The organism is Desulfosporosinus paludis (assembly GCF_045689965.1).
Taxonomy (GTDB): Bacteria; Bacillota; Desulfitobacteriia; order Desulfitobacteriales; family Desulfitobacteriaceae; genus Desulfosporosinus; species Desulfosporosinus paludis.
Genome location: NZ_CP144211.1, coordinates 1,642,124 through 1,658,194, shown reverse-complemented (window position 1 = coordinate 1,658,194; position 16,071 = coordinate 1,642,124). Strand labels below are relative to the sequence as shown.

General features: G+C 42.1%; 18 protein-coding genes and 2 pseudogenes. 5 read left to right on the top strand and 15 right to left on the bottom strand.

All coding sequences use genetic code 11. The annotated features are described in order from the left end of the window. Window positions 1-7: 7 nt before the first annotated feature. The gene (locus VZF35_RS08470; RefSeq protein ID WP_407312751.1) at window positions 8-613 is read right to left on the bottom strand and encodes a DedA family protein; all 606 of its coding nucleotides are present in this window, start codon (window positions 611-613) and stop codon (window positions 8-10) included. A 19-nt stretch (window positions 614-632) separates the two neighbouring features. Further along, window positions 633-1,286 (bottom strand): DedA family protein, encoded by a 654-nt coding sequence (locus tag VZF35_RS08465; RefSeq protein ID WP_407312749.1) that lies wholly within the window; start codon window positions 1,284-1,286, stop codon window positions 633-635. Between the two features lie 507 nt (window positions 1,287-1,793). Between VZF35_RS08465 and VZF35_RS08460 the strand changes: the two genes are divergently transcribed. The 3 genes from VZF35_RS08460 (at window position 1,794) to VZF35_RS08450 (ending at window position 4,205) form a co-directional block, all read left to right on the top strand. Continuing rightward, window positions 1,794-2,414 (top strand): undecaprenyl-diphosphatase, encoded by a 621-nt coding sequence (locus VZF35_RS08460; RefSeq protein ID WP_407312747.1) that lies wholly within the window; start codon window positions 1,794-1,796, stop codon window positions 2,412-2,414. Between the two features lie 51 nt (window positions 2,415-2,465). Further along, a complete protein-coding gene (locus VZF35_RS08455; RefSeq protein WP_407312745.1) occupies window positions 2,466-3,668 on the top strand; it encodes an MFS transporter in 1,203 nt (400 codons plus the stop codon). Between the two features lie 165 nt (window positions 3,669-3,833). Beyond that, window positions 3,834-4,205, top strand: coding sequence for a hypothetical protein (locus VZF35_RS08450; RefSeq protein ID WP_407312743.1), 372 nt, complete (start codon window positions 3,834-3,836; stop codon window positions 4,203-4,205). Between the two features lie 286 nt (window positions 4,206-4,491). Here VZF35_RS08450 and VZF35_RS08445 read toward each other — a convergent pair whose 3' ends face one another. From VZF35_RS08445 to VZF35_RS08435, 3 genes are all read right to left on the bottom strand, one after another. Further along, window positions 4,492-4,614 carry a multicopper oxidase domain-containing protein gene (locus VZF35_RS08445; RefSeq protein WP_407312741.1) on the bottom strand — a complete coding sequence of 41 codons (123 nt, stop codon included), beginning with the start codon at window positions 4,612-4,614 and terminating at the stop codon, window positions 4,492-4,494. Between the two features lie 450 nt (window positions 4,615-5,064). Continuing rightward, a complete protein-coding gene (locus VZF35_RS08440) occupies window positions 5,065-5,304 on the bottom strand; it encodes a DUF2922 domain-containing protein (protein ID WP_407312739.1) in 240 nt (79 codons plus the stop codon). 35 nt (window positions 5,305-5,339) lie between these two features. Further along, window positions 5,340-5,564, bottom strand: a complete 225-nt coding sequence (locus VZF35_RS08435; RefSeq protein WP_407312737.1) for a DUF1659 domain-containing protein — start codon at window positions 5,562-5,564, stop codon at window positions 5,340-5,342. A 223-nt stretch (window positions 5,565-5,787) separates the two neighbouring features. On the opposite strand from VZF35_RS08435, the pseudogene VZF35_RS08430 reads away from it, so the two are divergent. Beyond that, window positions 5,788-6,147, top strand: a pseudogene (locus VZF35_RS08430) (DUF3102 domain-containing protein); the annotation flags it as partial. Between the two features lie 65 nt (window positions 6,148-6,212). Here the strand turns inward: VZF35_RS08430 and VZF35_RS08425 are convergent. After that, a complete protein-coding gene (locus VZF35_RS08425; protein WP_407312735.1) occupies window positions 6,213-7,247 on the bottom strand; it encodes an anti-sigma factor domain-containing protein in 1,035 nt (344 codons plus the stop codon). Further along, a pseudogene (gene sigI / locus VZF35_RS08420) lies at window positions 7,247-7,965 on the bottom strand (RNA polymerase sigma-I factor). The gene VZF35_RS08425 and the pseudogene sigI overlap by 1 nt, the downstream one beginning before the upstream one ends. 251 nt (window positions 7,966-8,216) lie before the next feature. On the opposite strand from sigI, the gene VZF35_RS08415 reads away from it, so the two are divergent. Beyond that, on the top strand, window positions 8,217-8,723 hold the full coding sequence (locus VZF35_RS08415) for a hypothetical protein (protein ID WP_407312733.1): 507 nt from the start codon (window positions 8,217-8,219) through the stop codon (window positions 8,721-8,723). Between the two features lie 171 nt (window positions 8,724-8,894). Here VZF35_RS08415 and VZF35_RS08410 read toward each other — a convergent pair whose 3' ends face one another. The 8 genes from VZF35_RS08410 to VZF35_RS08375 all read right to left on the bottom strand — a co-directional run bounded on the left by VZF35_RS08410 (window position 8,895) and on the right by VZF35_RS08375 (window position 16,063). After that, the gene (locus VZF35_RS08410; protein WP_407312731.1) at window positions 8,895-10,292 is read right to left on the bottom strand and encodes a sensor histidine kinase; all 1,398 of its coding nucleotides are present in this window, start codon (window positions 10,290-10,292) and stop codon (window positions 8,895-8,897) included. Beyond that, window positions 10,285-10,986, bottom strand: coding sequence for a response regulator (locus tag VZF35_RS08405; protein WP_407312729.1), 702 nt, complete (start codon window positions 10,984-10,986; stop codon window positions 10,285-10,287). The genes VZF35_RS08410 and VZF35_RS08405 overlap by 8 nt, the downstream gene beginning before the upstream one ends. A 304-nt stretch (window positions 10,987-11,290) precedes the next feature. Then, on the bottom strand, window positions 11,291-11,905 hold the full coding sequence (locus VZF35_RS08400) for a tetratricopeptide repeat protein (RefSeq protein WP_407312727.1): 615 nt from the start codon (window positions 11,903-11,905) through the stop codon (window positions 11,291-11,293). A 1-nt stretch (window position 11,906) separates the two neighbouring features. Continuing rightward, window positions 11,907-12,218, bottom strand: a complete 312-nt coding sequence (locus VZF35_RS08395) for a cytochrome c biogenesis CcdA family protein (RefSeq protein WP_407312725.1) — start codon at window positions 12,216-12,218, stop codon at window positions 11,907-11,909. Between the two features lie 186 nt (window positions 12,219-12,404). Continuing rightward, entirely contained in the window at window positions 12,405-13,430 is a 1,026-nt protein-coding gene (locus VZF35_RS08390) for an ABC transporter permease (RefSeq protein ID WP_407312723.1), read from the bottom strand. A 12-nt stretch (window positions 13,431-13,442) separates the two neighbouring features. Next, complete coding sequence (locus tag VZF35_RS08385; protein WP_407312721.1) at window positions 13,443-14,606, bottom strand: ABC transporter permease; 1,164 nt, start codon at window positions 14,604-14,606, stop codon at window positions 13,443-13,445. Between the two features lie 12 nt (window positions 14,607-14,618). Beyond that, window positions 14,619-15,302, bottom strand: coding sequence for an ABC transporter ATP-binding protein (locus VZF35_RS08380; protein WP_407312719.1), 684 nt, complete (start codon window positions 15,300-15,302; stop codon window positions 14,619-14,621). A gap of 170 nt (window positions 15,303-15,472) precedes the next feature. Then, window positions 15,473-16,063: a DUF2318 domain-containing protein gene (locus VZF35_RS08375; RefSeq protein ID WP_407312717.1), complete on the bottom strand. Its 591-nt coding sequence runs from the start codon at window positions 16,061-16,063 to the stop codon at window positions 15,473-15,475. Window positions 16,064-16,071: the final 8 nt, after the last annotated feature.

Below are 16,071 nucleotides of genomic sequence, written 5' to 3'. Positions count from 1 at the left end.
GGTTCAGCTAGGTTTTAGCTCGTTTTTTTACATTATAAAGATAACCAATAATGAGTAGAGCACCCAAAAAAATACCCCCAGGAATAAGCAGATGCCTTATCTTCATTACGGTACTCTCCCAGTATATACCCAAAAACATGCCCATCGTAATGAATGTAGCAGTCCAGAGAACGGCACCCATACCGGAGAATGTCACATACCGCAAGTATTTTAGCTTGCTTATACCCCCAAAGTAGGCTATAAAATGGCGGAAACCCGGAAAAAAATAACCTACAACAATCATTTTACCGCCAAACCGTCTGAACCAAACTTCTACCTCAGATAGTTTGGTTTCATTAAAGTGCAGGTATGGGGCAATGCGATCTAATAAAGGCTTTCCTAACCGTCTTCCAATCCAATAGCTCAGATTCGTACCAATAAAGCTACCGAGAGCTGCTATAAGCAATGTTTTACTATAGCCCATGCGCCCCAAGCTAACCTGGAAACCACTGAATGCCATCACAAATTCATCCGGTACAGGTAGCCCAACCATTCCCAATGAAAGCATCAACAAGAGTGCGAAATATCGGTATTCATAAATAATACGGAGCAACAGACCTTGTATATCGTCCATCTTCTATACCTTTACCACCTTAAGACCGCTTTAATAGTAACTGGTGTTTTGCTTTGAGGAAATTAAGGATTCCAGGCAAAATCGAGACGAAAATAATAGCAAGAATTACGGTGGAAAAATTGTGTCTGACCACTGGCAGGTTACCAAAGAGATACCCACCAAAGAGCAAAATTGCTACCCAAGAGATTCCTCCAATGAGGTTATATGACAAGAAGCGCAAGTAAGGCATTTCTCCTATTCCGGCTACGAAAGGGGCAAACGTCCGGATAACCGGAATAAACCTTGCGATAATGATCGTTTTGCCCCCATGTTTTTCATAAAACTGTTGAGTTCGCTCTAAATGTTCCTTTTTAAAGAGACGCGTATTATTTCTGGTAAATACTTTGGGCCCGATAAAATGACCGATTTGGTAGTTAACTGTATCACCTAAGATAGCGGCGAAGCCAAGCATAATAACAAGTAAAATAACGTTTAATGAACCGCTGGCGGCAAAGGCCCCGGCGACAAAGAGTAAGGAATCCCCGGGTAGAAATGGAGTGACAACCAACCCAGTTTCGAGAAAAACGAGAATAAATAGAATGAAATAGGTCCACATTCCATAATTTTGAATGACTAGTCCTAAATTTTTATCCAGATGTAAAAAAAGATCAACCAACGTTTTAATGAAATCCATTTGTAGTCCTCCTTAAGTACTGCCACGTTAAAAGCTTTCTAAACATAAAGACGATAGGAATATATAAAAAGTTCATTGTCTTTGTCAAAATTTTTTTACCTTAGGTTTATAAACTATTAACTTAGCAGTAAGTTGCAGACTTCTTGGGAATCTAGCTCTTTATTTTAGACTGATTATTTTATGGTTGCTTGCTAGCTAATTTTACGACCCATGCTAAAACCAGAAATAAAAGGATAACTGTTATTACTTCAATCATTTATGAATGCCGTCCTTTCCGTTATTTTGACCTGCCTATATTAAAGACGGCGGTTTAAGCCAAAATGTTCACAAAAACTTTTTAACTCACCCAATTATTTTCTTATGAAGGTTCACTTTTGTTTTTTGCAAAAAATTTTTTGCATGGTGTGAACTTTTAATTGTCTTTGCTCGTCTTAACTAACGAGTATGTTTTTGGAGATAATGTTTTTATTATTCTTAAAGTAAAAATGAACTGGAGGAAACAACATAATGAATTCATTTGATCTTTTTGGCTACCATCTCATCAATCACTGGGCTGGCCACCATCCCGTAGTAGACAAACTGATGGCGTTTTTTGCTCAATATGCTTTAGAACTATATGCAGTGTTATTTTTACTTGCCTGGTTTACCTTACCCAAATCCGAATCAGAAAAGCGTCACGCGCTGGTTATGGCAGGATTTTCGGGTGTATTGGCTTTAGTTTTTAATGCTATAATCGGTCAGTTCTTCTTCCGCCCCCGCCCCTTTGTGACTCTTCCGAAAGGAACCTTTACCCAGCTCATTCCCCATTCGTTGGATACTTCATTTCCCAGCGATCACACCTCAGGCAGCTTTGGTTTTGCTGCAGGGTCCTGGAGAAAAGCATCTTTTTGGGTTAGATGGAGCTTTACAATTTTGGCCATACTCGTAGCATTTGCCCGTGTTTATGCAGGCGTGCATTGGCCAACAGATGTGCTTGCTGGTATAGTTATAGGCATAGTCAGCGGCAAAATTATTTGGCTGATTAACCCATTATTTAAACCTTTAACTAACCTGGGCCTGCGACTGTTTCATTATGGGAAATACTCAAATGAGACTTCAAAAAAAGTTATCAAAAAATATGCAAATTAATACACAGGTATTAAGTACTCAGTCGGTTGGGATTGAGGAGTGTGCGTTTTGATGTTTAACGTAGTGCTTTTTGGCATTGTCAGCTTGTTAACTGATATAAGCAGTGAAATGGTTTATCCCTTACTCCCCATTTTCCTCTCTACCGCGTTGGGAGCAAGTCCGGCTATTATAGGCATTATTGAAGGGATTGCCGAAAGTTTAGCCAGCTTACTCAAAGTGTTTTCCGGCTACTTAGCCGATAAAACGCAAAAGAAAAAGGAACTCACAATTTCTGGCTACAGTGGTTCCCTGTTAGGCAAGTTAGTTCTCGTTTTGGCCGGATCTTGGGGAGGAGTAATGCTTTCCCGGATTATCGACCGTCTCGGCAAAGGAATACGCACCGCACCTCGTGATGCTCTTATTGCCGACTCAATGCAAAAAGGCTCCCGGGGTTATGCTTTTGGTCTCCACCGGGCCATGGATACAATGGGGGCGGTCATTGGAGTGATTATCGCTTTTGTACTAGTAAGTGGAAACATCACTGATTTCAAACGTATTTTCTGGTTTTCGACGATTCCAGCCCTGTTGGGGATTATTGCTCTTTTATTTGTTAAAAGGCCAAGCAAGATTAAGTCGGTTAAGAAAGAATTTTCTTTTGCCTGGTCTAAGCTGGACACAAAATTAAAAAAGTTTCTGATATTGGCTTTTATCTTTACACTTGGGAATTCGTCTAACCAATTCCTATTATTACGAGCAAGTAAATTGGGCGTCTCAACCCCTAATGTTTTACTGCTTTACATGGCCTTTAATATTAGCTATGCTCTGGTATCCATCCCTGCCGGAAAATTATCTGATTTAATAGGTCGAAAACGTGTTTTGGTAACGGGATATCTTATCTACGCTATCGTCTATTTCGGATTTGCCCAAGTTACCCAAACTTCGACCTTATGGCTATTATTTATCGTTTACGGTCTATATACAGCCTTTACAGATGGTGTTGAAAAAGCCCTGCTTTCAGATATTGCACCATCGGACTTAAGGGGTACGGTAATCGGTATGCATGCAGCCTTAGTCGGAGTTGCCCTTCTACCTGCTTCCTTTATTGCCGGAATCCTATGGGACAACTTTGGTGCTCAAACCCCGTTTTATTTTGGAGCAGGGATGGGGCTGTTAGCGGTTATTGGCCTACTATTTATATTTAGAGACTCAAAAGCCCCAACGATTTTTGGAATTTTAAAATATAAGCTTAGAATGTTCTATAGTTCTAAGCCTTAATTTTGCATCCGTTTACTTTGGCCCCTGAGACAAGCGTAAATTCATAAGAAATTCATAACTCATTCACAGCAAAATCGAATTGATTCGCTATACTTTGAGACATGAAGACACGGGTGCTGTTAAAGTTATAATTCATTCCCAAATGAAATTAAAGGAGGAAAAATGATGAATAAAACAAAATGGATTGTAGGACTCTCAATTGCAGGCGTGATGGCCCTTTCTGGTACAGCATTCGCCTTAAACTCCGGGTCATCCGGACAAACGCTTGGTTCGGCACCGTCCGTATCATCAACTCAATATCAAGGAACTGTCGCTGATATTAACACTGCTAATGCGAGTTCCCCAACAACAAGTCAATCAATAACCCCAGCCCCTTCTTCTCCCAGTAATACAAATGGAACCAATGGAGGATACGGCATGATGGGTGGCAATAGAGCAAATGGAACCGGTGGAGGATACGGCATGATGGGTGGCAATGGAGCAAATGGAACCAGTGGAGGATACGGCATGATGGGCGGAGGGTATATCCAAAAGTAGGTGTTAACCTCATCAACGGCCAAGGATATTCCATTGGAAAACCGGAACTGGCAGGACCCCATACTTAATACTACTAAAGTGAAGTAAAAGAACTCAGCGAAAATTAAAAAGGGCAGAGGCTTCTCATCGAGTCACTGTCTTTTTTTATTATAACGGTTTGCACTAATTGCTCTCCAGTATCGAACATACCGATAGGTGTTATTGTTTGTAAAGAACCGTTGTTATCATCCCGCCTCCAAAAGGTCAATATCCCAAGTATCCCATAAAGAAGCTAGTATATTGTTTCTCAAAAGACGTTGATCGGGAGGATCGTGTTTCCGTCACAAGCGGTGACATAGAATTGATGGCCGTTGAGATGGATGGGGTGAGCGGTCTCCATGGCATTGCTCAAACGAATGCGGACATACATTAGTGTAAACCGCTACTAGCGCAGCGTAAAGAAAATAACGCTATTAATTGTAAAAATTTATAATCCATATTTTGTAGATCGAGATCATACACGCCGGTGTATTCGCACAGGGACTAAGAGATTATTTTTAACCGTCGTATCTGGAGGACTAATTCAACATAATAAGCCTCATTGGTGGAGATAATATGTAAAGTATTAATCTTAGAGTTAAGACTTATGTGTAGACGAACCGACAGTCATCAGGGATGTTATACATTCTGGGAAAATTTCCAAGGAGAAGGGATGCTGATTCTGGACTCTTTGGAGGGGGCCTCTCTGGCGTGTGTTTCTCTGTAGGCTGTCAGAGGTCCGGAGCATGGGCCGTTCTAGGTATATGCCGGCGCTTAGTTTGTCTTACCACAAGTTAGGCGAGAAGTGGCGGCCACGCGGCCGCCTTTCTTTTTTGCCCAGCTAAACTTGTGGCGGGTCGTAGAAGTCGTTGGTCGTGGTTCCAACAACCTTAATATCCCGCTTTCCGATCAGCTCGCCGCTGGACGTAAGGAATACATTCTTCTCAATGATCGTATCCATAACGGCCTCGGCCTGAGCCTTATCTAGGTCTTCCCTCGGATCGGGGATAGTGATGGAAAACGTTTTGCCGCCGGCAGTCGTAAAAATTAACTTTACCACCCTATTCGTCGTTACAGCCATAGTACCACCTCTTTTTCTACAAATTTACCGAAGGGTTACTCATCGAGCAGCTCAAAATTTTTCCTCAGGAGCACGTTCGTTAGCGGATGCTGTCCAAGACTAAATAAAGCTGCCGCCACATCATAAACATCCTGTTCCGTGGCCTCAGCCTTCAAGTAATTTAGGCTTCTCTGCTTGAGTTCCGGGTCGCCGGAGGGCGTGGTCCCGGTCTGGTATTTCACAATTAGCGTTGAATTTAAGGAAGTCGTACTTACTGCCATCGTCCTCACATCCTTTCCGATCTATTGACCGGCCGCTTTGAAATCAGCCCGTCCGTTTATTTTATGATCCTGCTTGTCCAAAGGTTACAGTCTGCGGCCAACCTATTAAAAAGTAAGGTTCACCATTCTGATTCTTTGACAAGCTATTTAAGTGAGGTTTGTCACACGCATAAGCCTGGCCCCATATTCTGTGAATAAAGTAACAGAAAGGGCAGGTAATATCATGAATGATTTGATCACAGAACGTACGCCGCTTGTGATTGCGGCTGAAATAAACACGATCAGACATCAGGCCGGGAAAATCCTCCTTATCAGCGCCCTTGAGATCGGCCGGCGCCTGAAGGAGGCCAAGGACCTGCTTCCCTATGGAGAATGGGGCAAGTGGTTGAAGGAATCGGTCAGTTACTCTCAGCGAACGGCCGATAGGTTAATGCAGCTCTGCGAAGAGTATGGGACGAAACTGCTTGCCTCCTCCGACAGTGACGGCCATCCAGATTCGTCACTGGTGACGAATCTGACCTACACCCAGGCGCTCATCCTCCTTGGGATTCCGGAAGAGGAGCGGGAGGAGTTATTTCGTCAATGAGTTTATAATATTTCAAGAGCCTTTTAACACGTTTGTGTGTGAAAGGCTCTTGTTTTTGACATTTAAGGCATCATACCTTGTTCACCAGAGCTACTTGTGCTGCTCGAGCCACCTTGCATGGGCATTGGCTTTGAAGGAGTGCTGCTCATTGAGGGATTGGCAGGCTTGGTTTGATTGGATGGGGGTATGGTGTTCATCATATTTGAGGGACTTTGATTTTGACTTGAACTTGATTCCGGGGAACTAATGGAGGGCATTTTTCCGCCAGCCATCGGGGTTCCCATTGAGTTGGGCTGCTCTTGGTTTGTTTCGCTTTGAGGAGTTATCGTCATACTTTCTTGCGGGAAAAGTGAATTTATCGTAGTATTTGCTTCTGTCAACATATGAGAAGTATCGTTGGAACTTGAACCGTTCGAATTTGTAATTAATCCATTATCCATTAACCGCTTATATACCAGATAATGATTCAGACTCATACCAAGGCTTTGAGCTGTTTTTTGAGTGGTTTCATCTGTCTTGCTTACCATCAGATCGGCAGAGATGTTTTTCTCAAGCATATGGCGACCGATAGAATCACGGAGCTTCGCTTGATCAACGACATTTACCTGACGGTTATCTAGGGGTATAATGCTTGCCATTACTAGGTTTTTACTTTGCCTTAAGATTCCCTGAGCATTCGCTTGATCGATCAATAGGTCCACAGATGTATAGATGTCTTTTCCTTGAAGCTTAAGCTCAGATTCTGAAGTTTTAGTTCCTTGAGTTAAATCGATCACCCTGAGGACTTTGGCATCACGGTTAACGAATAGTTCCTTACTATTATTAATATCCATCACAACGGCAGCCACAGCGGTATTTGCGCTAGAGACTATGTTAAATACACCTAGGCCCAAGGCAAGTAACAGCATGGCGGCAATAGAACCAAATTTAAGGAATCTTTGGTTTAAAGCTTTACGAATAGGTAGATCCACTTCAACAACTTGTCCGAGAAGGGGAGTGGTCTTCGGTGTTTTGATTTCCAAATAGTCACCACGTTCTGTGTAAAGGATCGTGTTTCTTTTTGAGGTTTTCATGACTATTCCTCTGGTCTTATCCATTACGCTAACCCCTCTCTTAACGTTATCGAGTCAATTTGTGTAAAACTTTTTAGAGAACTGAAATCCGGATCGGATAGGATTAACACTGTGGCAATCAGATATTTTCTTCCTCTTTCTAGTACCTTGCGTTTTATTCCGGTAAGGAGTTCTAACTCTTTGAGAGGCAGACATTTATTCTTAGTTAAGTAATGTAATAAATCGAGCTGACCACAAAGTTCTAGAGCTACTCTATAGAGAGTTGCTTTACTGTCACGATGCTTAGGAGAAATCTTGACTAAATCTTCTAAGGTTATTCCATATTCGGCCAGTACCAGAACATAACTTTTAACTGTTTCAGAGAAATTATAGTTTTGTTCTTTTTCTTTATACATTTCGAAAGACACATCTGAATCATAGCTATAATGGGCATCATTATCAAACTCCGAAGGAGAAAGCGAGAGTAATTGATGTTTCGACTCTTTGCGAAAGTAATCAATTAATCGTCGTGTGATGACTGTTTTGGCAAATCCGTAAAACGAGGTACCTTCGTCAGGTTCATATTTATCGATTGCTTCATTAAAGCGACTAAGGCGATGCTAAGTTCGTCATCGTGTCCCCAGGTAAGATAGTGCTTGCATAGATTAAAGCTTATTTTCATGATGAATGGTTTGTGATTTTCAATAAACTCTTCTCTAACAAGTTCGTTTCCGCTTTTGGCTAGTTGTAAGGTCTGCTGAATCGATAATTCTTGCGCTTCAACCCCTCCACCTAGTAGACAATTTCGTAAAAGGAACTGGAATTTAAGGGGGTACCCTTGAAGAAAAAATTATAAGATATGTTTCTAAACCTACCCCTCCATAACCGAAAAGGTGTACGAATACTGTGGTGACTGCAGGCGGTGAGAGTCACACAGAAAATCGAAACTGGTTCTACATTCTGTTGATTATCAAACATTACTTAAACTCATCAATGAAAGGATTGAATTGTAGTATGAAAAAGAGAACATTAATGGTGACATTGTCCATGGCTTTAGTAGTAGGAGTGGCAGGGATCGTGAATGCAGCGACCATGGGGAGCAATACCACAGACACATCGACTCAACCTTCCAATACATCCGCTTATGTGAACCACAACAATGTCCCAGGCATGGGAGCAGTGCCGGGAACAACGTCTCAGACAAATCAAACACTACCTGCTCAGACGGCTCAAACACAGTCTTCTCAACCCGATCAGACATCTACAACCCAGACAGATATCTATACCCCAATGAGTTCTAATGCATCTATAAATAATATGGGGCAGAACATGTCCCCCAAAATGCAGACCATGCCAATGAGTACCCCAATGAATGGCCAGATGAGTAATATGCAAAGCATGCAAGGCATGGGTGGAACACGCAACCAATATCAAGCGAATGCTTCTAGCGCCACTCAACCATCGAGCCAAAATTCAAGTGTTAAAACAATGATGGGGTCCTCGGGAAGAATGGGTAGATAAAATAGTTTTTCCAATAATGATCATAGGCTTCTTGTTACTAAAATATTAAAGGCCATAGAGAGTAGCCAATTAGGTTAGATCTCTATGGCCTTACTTCTTGCTGAAAAATTTGTAAAAATCCCTGCTTTGTTTTTGAAATAGAGCATTAGAGAGGCATAGCTTAGCGAGAGTTTAACCCACACCATTTTCTACCTCTTTAGGGAGTTGGACTATAAACTCAGTTTCTTGACCTATTTTGCTCTGAACAGTAATCGTTCCCTGGTGAAGGGTTGTAATCTGTTTTACTAATGCGAGACCAATTCCCGTCCCCCCAGTATCACGAGTTCGGGATTTGTCGGCTCGGTAAAATCGCTCAAAGATAAAAGGAAGATCCTCTTCGGGGATACCGTCACCAGTATTTTTGATTCGAATGGTAGTAGAATCTGGCATTGGTGTCAGTGTCAGTGTGATCATTACATGACCGCCGATATTCGAGTACCGATAGGCATTGTGAATAAGGTTATAAAAGAGTCTCGTTAAAAGTCGTCTGTCACCTGATGTTGTCACGGGTTCTGGCGGGAAGTTCCAACTCAGAATCAATTGTTTTTCTTGGATTAGGGGATTGAGACTACGAATTACTTTTTCTATAAGATGCTTTAAGTCTACAGGTTCAAAGACAGGGGTTAAAACCCCCATTTCTGCTACATTTAAATCTTTTAGGTCGCTGGATAAATCAACAAGGCGGTCAATTTCCTCATGGATGGAGGAGAGGTTTTCTTCATCAGCAGGCAGGACGTTGTCTTGGAAGGCTTCGATATAGCCTTTGATGGAAGTTAAGGGAGTGCGCAGTTCGTGAGCGATATCAGCGGTAAACTGTTTGCGGAGAGTTTCTTGGCGGTTCAAATTGTCTACCATTACGTTAAACGCGTATGCCAATCGTCCAACCTCGTCTTTGGTTTGAATAACCACACGTTCATCGAGGTGTCCCTTGCCGATACGATCAGCGGCTAGAGTTAGACGTTTCAGTGGTGCGACGAGACGACGACTTGTGAAGTAACTGAGGATTATCCCAAACACAAGTGCTAGACCTCCAGCGAAGAGTAAGGAGTAAAAGACTGAGGACTGGAATTGGACATCTTGGGGGTTGAGAATCGGTGCAGATGAAGGGTATTGGACATAAGCTGTAGCTAAAGTTCCCTGAGGTCCAGACACTGTTAAGGTTTTCGTTTTCCAACTAGTAATTGAGGAAGAGGACATGCTCATCCCCATACTCATACCGCTTTGACTATGCATCATGTCGTCCATCATGTTACTCAACGTAGCAATCTTTTTACCGCTAGGATCCGTTAGTATAACAGTTGTTCCAACCGGGAGGGAATAGCTAATTTCATCGAGTGATACTGGATCCCAGGTTCCTTTGCTCTGATAAACAGCGCTTAGACGAGCAGGTAATTGTTCTATAGTTGTTTCGCTCGTCACGGTTAAATAATTACTGAATTGTCGATGGAAGACAAGATTTACAGCAAGCATGCTGAAGGTTAACGTGATGAGTGTGATGATAAGAGTGGACAGAAATAATTTTTTACGCATTTTTTCCTCCAACACTGGGATTGAATTTATAACCTATGCCGTAGACAGTCATGATTATTTGAGGATCGCTCGGGGTGGTCTCGATTTTCTGGCGGATCTTTTTAATATGTGCATCAATGACACGATCATCACCTTCAAAGTCGTGCCCTTGAACGATTTCCACCAGTTGGCCACGAGAGTACACTCTTCCTGGATGTTTGGCTAAAGCGCCCAGGATTTTAAATTCGGTGGGAGTTAATAAGACCTCTTGATCATGAAGCCGAATTTCATGCTGTATGTTATCAATAGTGAGGCCATTGTCATAAGTAATGACGTCCGCGAGGAGGGACGTTTCGTTATTCGCTCGACGAAGAACTGCCCGAACCCGAGCAACCACTTCACGAGGACTGAAGGGTTTCGTAATGTAATCATCAGCTCCAATACTTAGGCCTTGGATTCGGTCCTCTTCTTCGATTTTGGCCGTGAGCATGATGATGGGGACTGAGGATGTTTTGCGGATCTCGGTGCAAATTTCCGTCCCTGACATACCAGGAAGCATTAAATCTAGGATGAGGAGGTCATAGGGGTTCTCTTTAAACATGGTCAGAGCGACAATGCCATTTATGGCCGTACTGACTTGAAATCCTTCTTGTTGAAGGTAGGCTTTAAGCACCGACGTAATTTTCTTTTCATCATCAACGAGTAATATTCTCATAAATCGACTCTCTCCTAACTAAACGCATAGCTTAGATTATCAGCTTATTATGAATAGGAACGTCTACTTTTGGCAATCTTTTGGGCAAATGGAGGACATTTTTTGTTGAAATTTTAATAAATTTAAACTGCTTCTTATAGATTATAAGGAATGCACTCGCCTAAATGGGTGCGTTCCTTATAATTATTAAGATTTACTAGACTAATTCATGCATCTAATACTCTTGTTAATTTAGAAATACTAAATGAGTATATCCTAAAATAAGAAATGATCTAGGAGCGGTGAAAGGTAAGCAATAGGAAATCTACGAACCTTGTCCTGTTTTAGCCTTGGCAATAAGCTGTTTGATTTCATCAGCATTAGGTCCGTTTGGATCCTTATCTAGGGCAGTTTGCCATAACCGTATGGCTGAGGTGTAGTCCTTTTTAATCTGGAACAGGTAGACTCCATAATTAAATAAGGCCTGTTGGAAATCGGGGTTCTCATTAATAGCCTTTTGAAAGCTCTTTTCGGCTAAGTCGTTTTGCCCACTGTAAAAAGCAGCCGTCGCCATATCAGTTAAGACATTAATATCTTCTTTTGTTTTAAGAACGTTTTGGTAATATATAGTTGATTGAATATAATCGTCTTTGGCTTCGTTCGGAGCTGCAGTTCGAGCCGCAGTTCCAAGATCATAATAGGAATTTCCTAAATCCAATTGGAGTTGAATATCGTTTGGGTTTGATCGTACCTGTTGACTAAGCACAGTGACCCGGTTTTTTAAGCTATTATAATCACTGTTAGCCGAAGAAGCGGAAGAAGTGGCTGCTGAAGAATTACCTCTGAAATATCCGTAGGCACCCGCACCAACAATGCTGGAGATTAGTAAGAGAATGATCACGATTGCCTTGAGATTTTGTGTTTTCTTAGCACTTGTCATGTTATATCCTCCAAATCAGGTATAATGTTTTCCATTGTAGTATGGGAGAATCATCCTTTAAACGATGTGACCAGAGATGTTTTTCGTTACCCGAAAAGGTCATTCCGGAGATATAGGAAATATACGAAGGATACAGCGGCAGGCAACATGGGGAAACAAAAGAAAGCAGCCCGGCGATGAAAGCCATCCAAAGAGTCGGGTGGATGCCTGTGTTGATATCGAATGAATACTGATATACAAACAAAACACACACCATTACGACTGCAATCAAACCTACTGTACCTACGATGGTCCGGAGGCGTTGACCTTGCATAGAATTCCTCCTCATTTGGGCACATAGTTTCATTTAATCTAGTATGGTTTTGATAGACTACGACCTTGCCAAATATATTTTAGATATGCGAAAGTGCTTCTGAAGGATCTATCAGTACCGCTTGCATAGCAAGAAGTATCGAAACAACCCCGATTAAGACAGAGATGCCGATAGAAGAGAAAGTTATTACGGGGTGAAATTGAATAGGAACGGTTTTTTGAATAACCATTGGACCAAGCAGGGCGGGGCGAACGCTCCAATGAGATACCCCAGAACACCCCCAGATAGACTTACCAAGACAATTTCCCTGATGAGAATGGAAAGAATATGGCGATGTCGAAAACCGATGGCTCGAAAGACGCCAATTTCTGAAATACGATCATTGATGTTTCCTAAAGTCGTAACAAATACAATCAGAACGCCGATAATTCCCAATAACGTGGATGTTATCAAGGAAAAATTTGAAAAACGATCAACGCTTTCTTGGGTTCCTTGAACAAGTTGGGATAGTTCAGCGACTTTAGCCTCTGGTAAAAGTTCACTCAAAAGGGTTGCCGTTTTATCCGGTTGAGCAGAATTAATTTCGATCATGGACCAAGAATCTATTCCAGTAATGGTGCGAGAAGTATTAAAATTTGAAAATACTCCATTGTCTTCTGAGCCACCTGTTGGCTGCATTATCCCAACAACAGGATAGTTCTGATGATTAAGTTCTAGAGAGCTTCCTATCTTAAGATTTTCTTGCCGTGCGAGGTCCGAACCGACAATAACTTTTCCGTCACTGGGCACTTGCCCTTGAATATGCCACCAAGGTTTCATCTTTAGTTCAATGGAAAAATCGACGCCGACGATCAGATAACTCTTACTCCCCCCTGAGGCTAAACCAACGATTGTGGGGGCAATTCCGTTGATTCCAAGCCCTTGGGCTTGGGTGATTGTTGTCACAACATCCTTATTCAGATGTTTGATATCGTAATCAACACCAGGGACGGAGAGGCCACCATAGCTAAGTGTAAAATGTTCCGACTTAGGAGTGATGACGACATTAGCACCATACTGGGTTAAACTTTTTTGCAAATCGTCTTGCATACTTCTAGCCAAGGTGTTTAGTGAAACGGTTATGCCGACTACTAAGATAAACGTAAGCAGTAAAAAGATCGTTTTGCCTTTTCGCCGTCGTAAATTTTGGATAGCAATATCTGTTAATGTCATGGCTTCCTCCTATCACATGTAACGCAAAGACACAGTCGGATCAAGGCTTGCTGCTTTCCAAGCCGGATAAAAGCTGGCAATAAGACCGATCAAAAGAGAGCCACAGAGAGATATGACGAGCAAATTAGTTTGCCAGGGGATTTGAACTTGAGCTTTGATCAAAACAGATCCGAAATTGACGGCGGCACCCATCCCGAGAAGGTAACCTAATAGCCCCCCCAGAACACTTAATATACCGGCCTCAGAAAGAACGATTTGGAGAATGTGACGTTTTCGGAATCCTATCGCCCGCAGAATCCCTACTTCCTGTGTCCGTTCCTCAACTGAGGATTTCATGGTTAAGGTTATGACTAAGCTACTGGCTAGGAAGAGAATCAAAGATACGCTTTGAGCAAATAAATTAAACTTACTCACCGTATCATTTCGAGATTCAAGGGTGGACCTCAGAGCAGTAACCTTAGTACCAGGCAAAATGGCCGTTAATTGTTTGACCACCGCGTCAATCGGACACGAATAGCAAAAAGCGGCAGCTTCTACGAGGCTGATGGCGTTGGGTCTATTTGACAGTTTCTGCAGTACTGTCAAATCCATAAACACAGCCTGGTCGTTTTCAGCGGAACCCGTTGGTTGAATGATTCCTGCCACTTTAAAATCTTGTCCCTTGATCGTGATTGTTTGATTAGGACTCAAACCCAGGGAATGGGCAACGTCACTTCCCAATATAACTTCGTTGGCAGCAGGGATTTGTTTTTTGGCGAGACCATCTAGCTTCCACCATTTTTTAAGGTGTAATTCTTGTGGAAAATCGACGCCCAGTAACAGAATAGATTGCCCCTTAATGGTAGTATCATCTAAAAGTTTGGGAGCTATTGTAGCTAAAGTTTCCTTGTTTTTAATGGTTTTCATCAGGGGAATGAGGGACATGTCCAGTTCTTTGACTTGAGTTGGTGCTTCAACAGTTATGCCACCAAAGGTCAGGGCTTGTCCGGTATCAGGAAGGATGAGGATATTAGAACCGAATTGATCAAGTTTGTTGGCGACATCTTCTTTCATGGCTTGGGTTGTCGTATAGAGAAAGATAATCGAAGCCACTCCTATAATGACACTGAGCACTAGTAAAGCAGAACGCATTTTACGACGACGCAAGTTTTGAATTGCTATATCTGTTAAACGCATTGATTATCCCCCTTAGACCTCATAAGGAGTCAGAGATAAAATTCCATCACGAATATAAACTGCGCGGGAGACCCATTCTAAGTTTTCTTTGTTATGAGTCACCATGATGATGGTTAAACCGTCCTGGTTAAGAGCCTGGAACAATTCCAACAGTTCGATGGCCGTTTTGGAGTCCAGACTTCCGGTAGGTTCATCGGCAAAAACAATCGTTGGTTGATTAACGATGGCTCGGGCAATAGCCACCCGATTTTGTTCACCGCCAGATAATTGATTGGGAAGGCGTGAAGATTTTGAACCTAGACCGACTTTCTCTAGAACACTCTGAGCCATAGCCCGTTGCTCTCTACCGGATCGGGAGGAGATTGCCAAAGGTAACATGACGTTTTCTAAGGCAGTAAGATAGGGAATTAGTTGATATTGTTGGAAAACGAATCCGACGTACTCGTGACGAAAATCGGCTAATCGTTCAGAGGGTAAAGAATAAACATCGATATCGTCTATGATGAGTTTACCGGAGGAGGGTGGATTTAATCCCCCGAGAATACTTAGTAAGGTACTTTTCCCAGAACCGGAAGGGCCCATTAATGCTAAGAATTCACCTTCGGCGATCTGTAAATTCATATTTGTTAGAGCCTCAACAAGACCGACCCCACCTCTATAGTTTTTGGTGACCTCGCAGACCTTGATTAAGGGCATTTCAATTCCTCCTAAATCATAAGAAATATAAGGACGATACACTATTTTTTGTAAGCGGTAAAAGAATCTTATCTTAAAATGACTCCACGTTTGTTAGAATGAACGCACTCGTTTTAAAACGAGTGCGTTTGAGTGTAAAGATCAAATATCTACAAGTAGTATATTTTGGACTAAACTCTGGGTGACCAAGCATCTAGTACGGATTGCTGAATCTCAAGGTTATCGCCATTTAAAGAATAGGACAGTGCTTGAGGTGGATAGGCTTGGCAACCGCCGCTTATACCTTTGAGTGTTTGCAGATCCCAGGTCGTTCCGCAAGTGTTACAAATTATTTGATTACCTGTAATATGAAAGGAATTTCCTTTGCAAGGCTCACAATAGCTTACAGCGACCATGACTTTGCCGTCTGGCTGGACGAAAGCTGTCAACGGAACAGTCTTGCCGTTAGCATTGTACTCAGTGCGGATAAACTTCTTGTCCTTCACTGTACTCAGTGTTGCAACAATTTCCTTTCCATTTTCCACCTTACTATCAATAACCGTTTGCTCCAAACTATCGTTAGGACTATAATTCACCTTCTGTCCGGTATCGACGGCTGTTTTGATAGAGGAGGCAGAGGCAGAGTTATTGAAACTATTAAATAGGAAATAGGATCCTATAATAGCCAGAACGGCTACAACTCCAATAATACTGTAAAGCCCTGCTTTGCTTTTCTTAGGTTGGATAAATCTTTGGTTCTTTCCTTTTTGGCCGTTTTTCACTTTATATA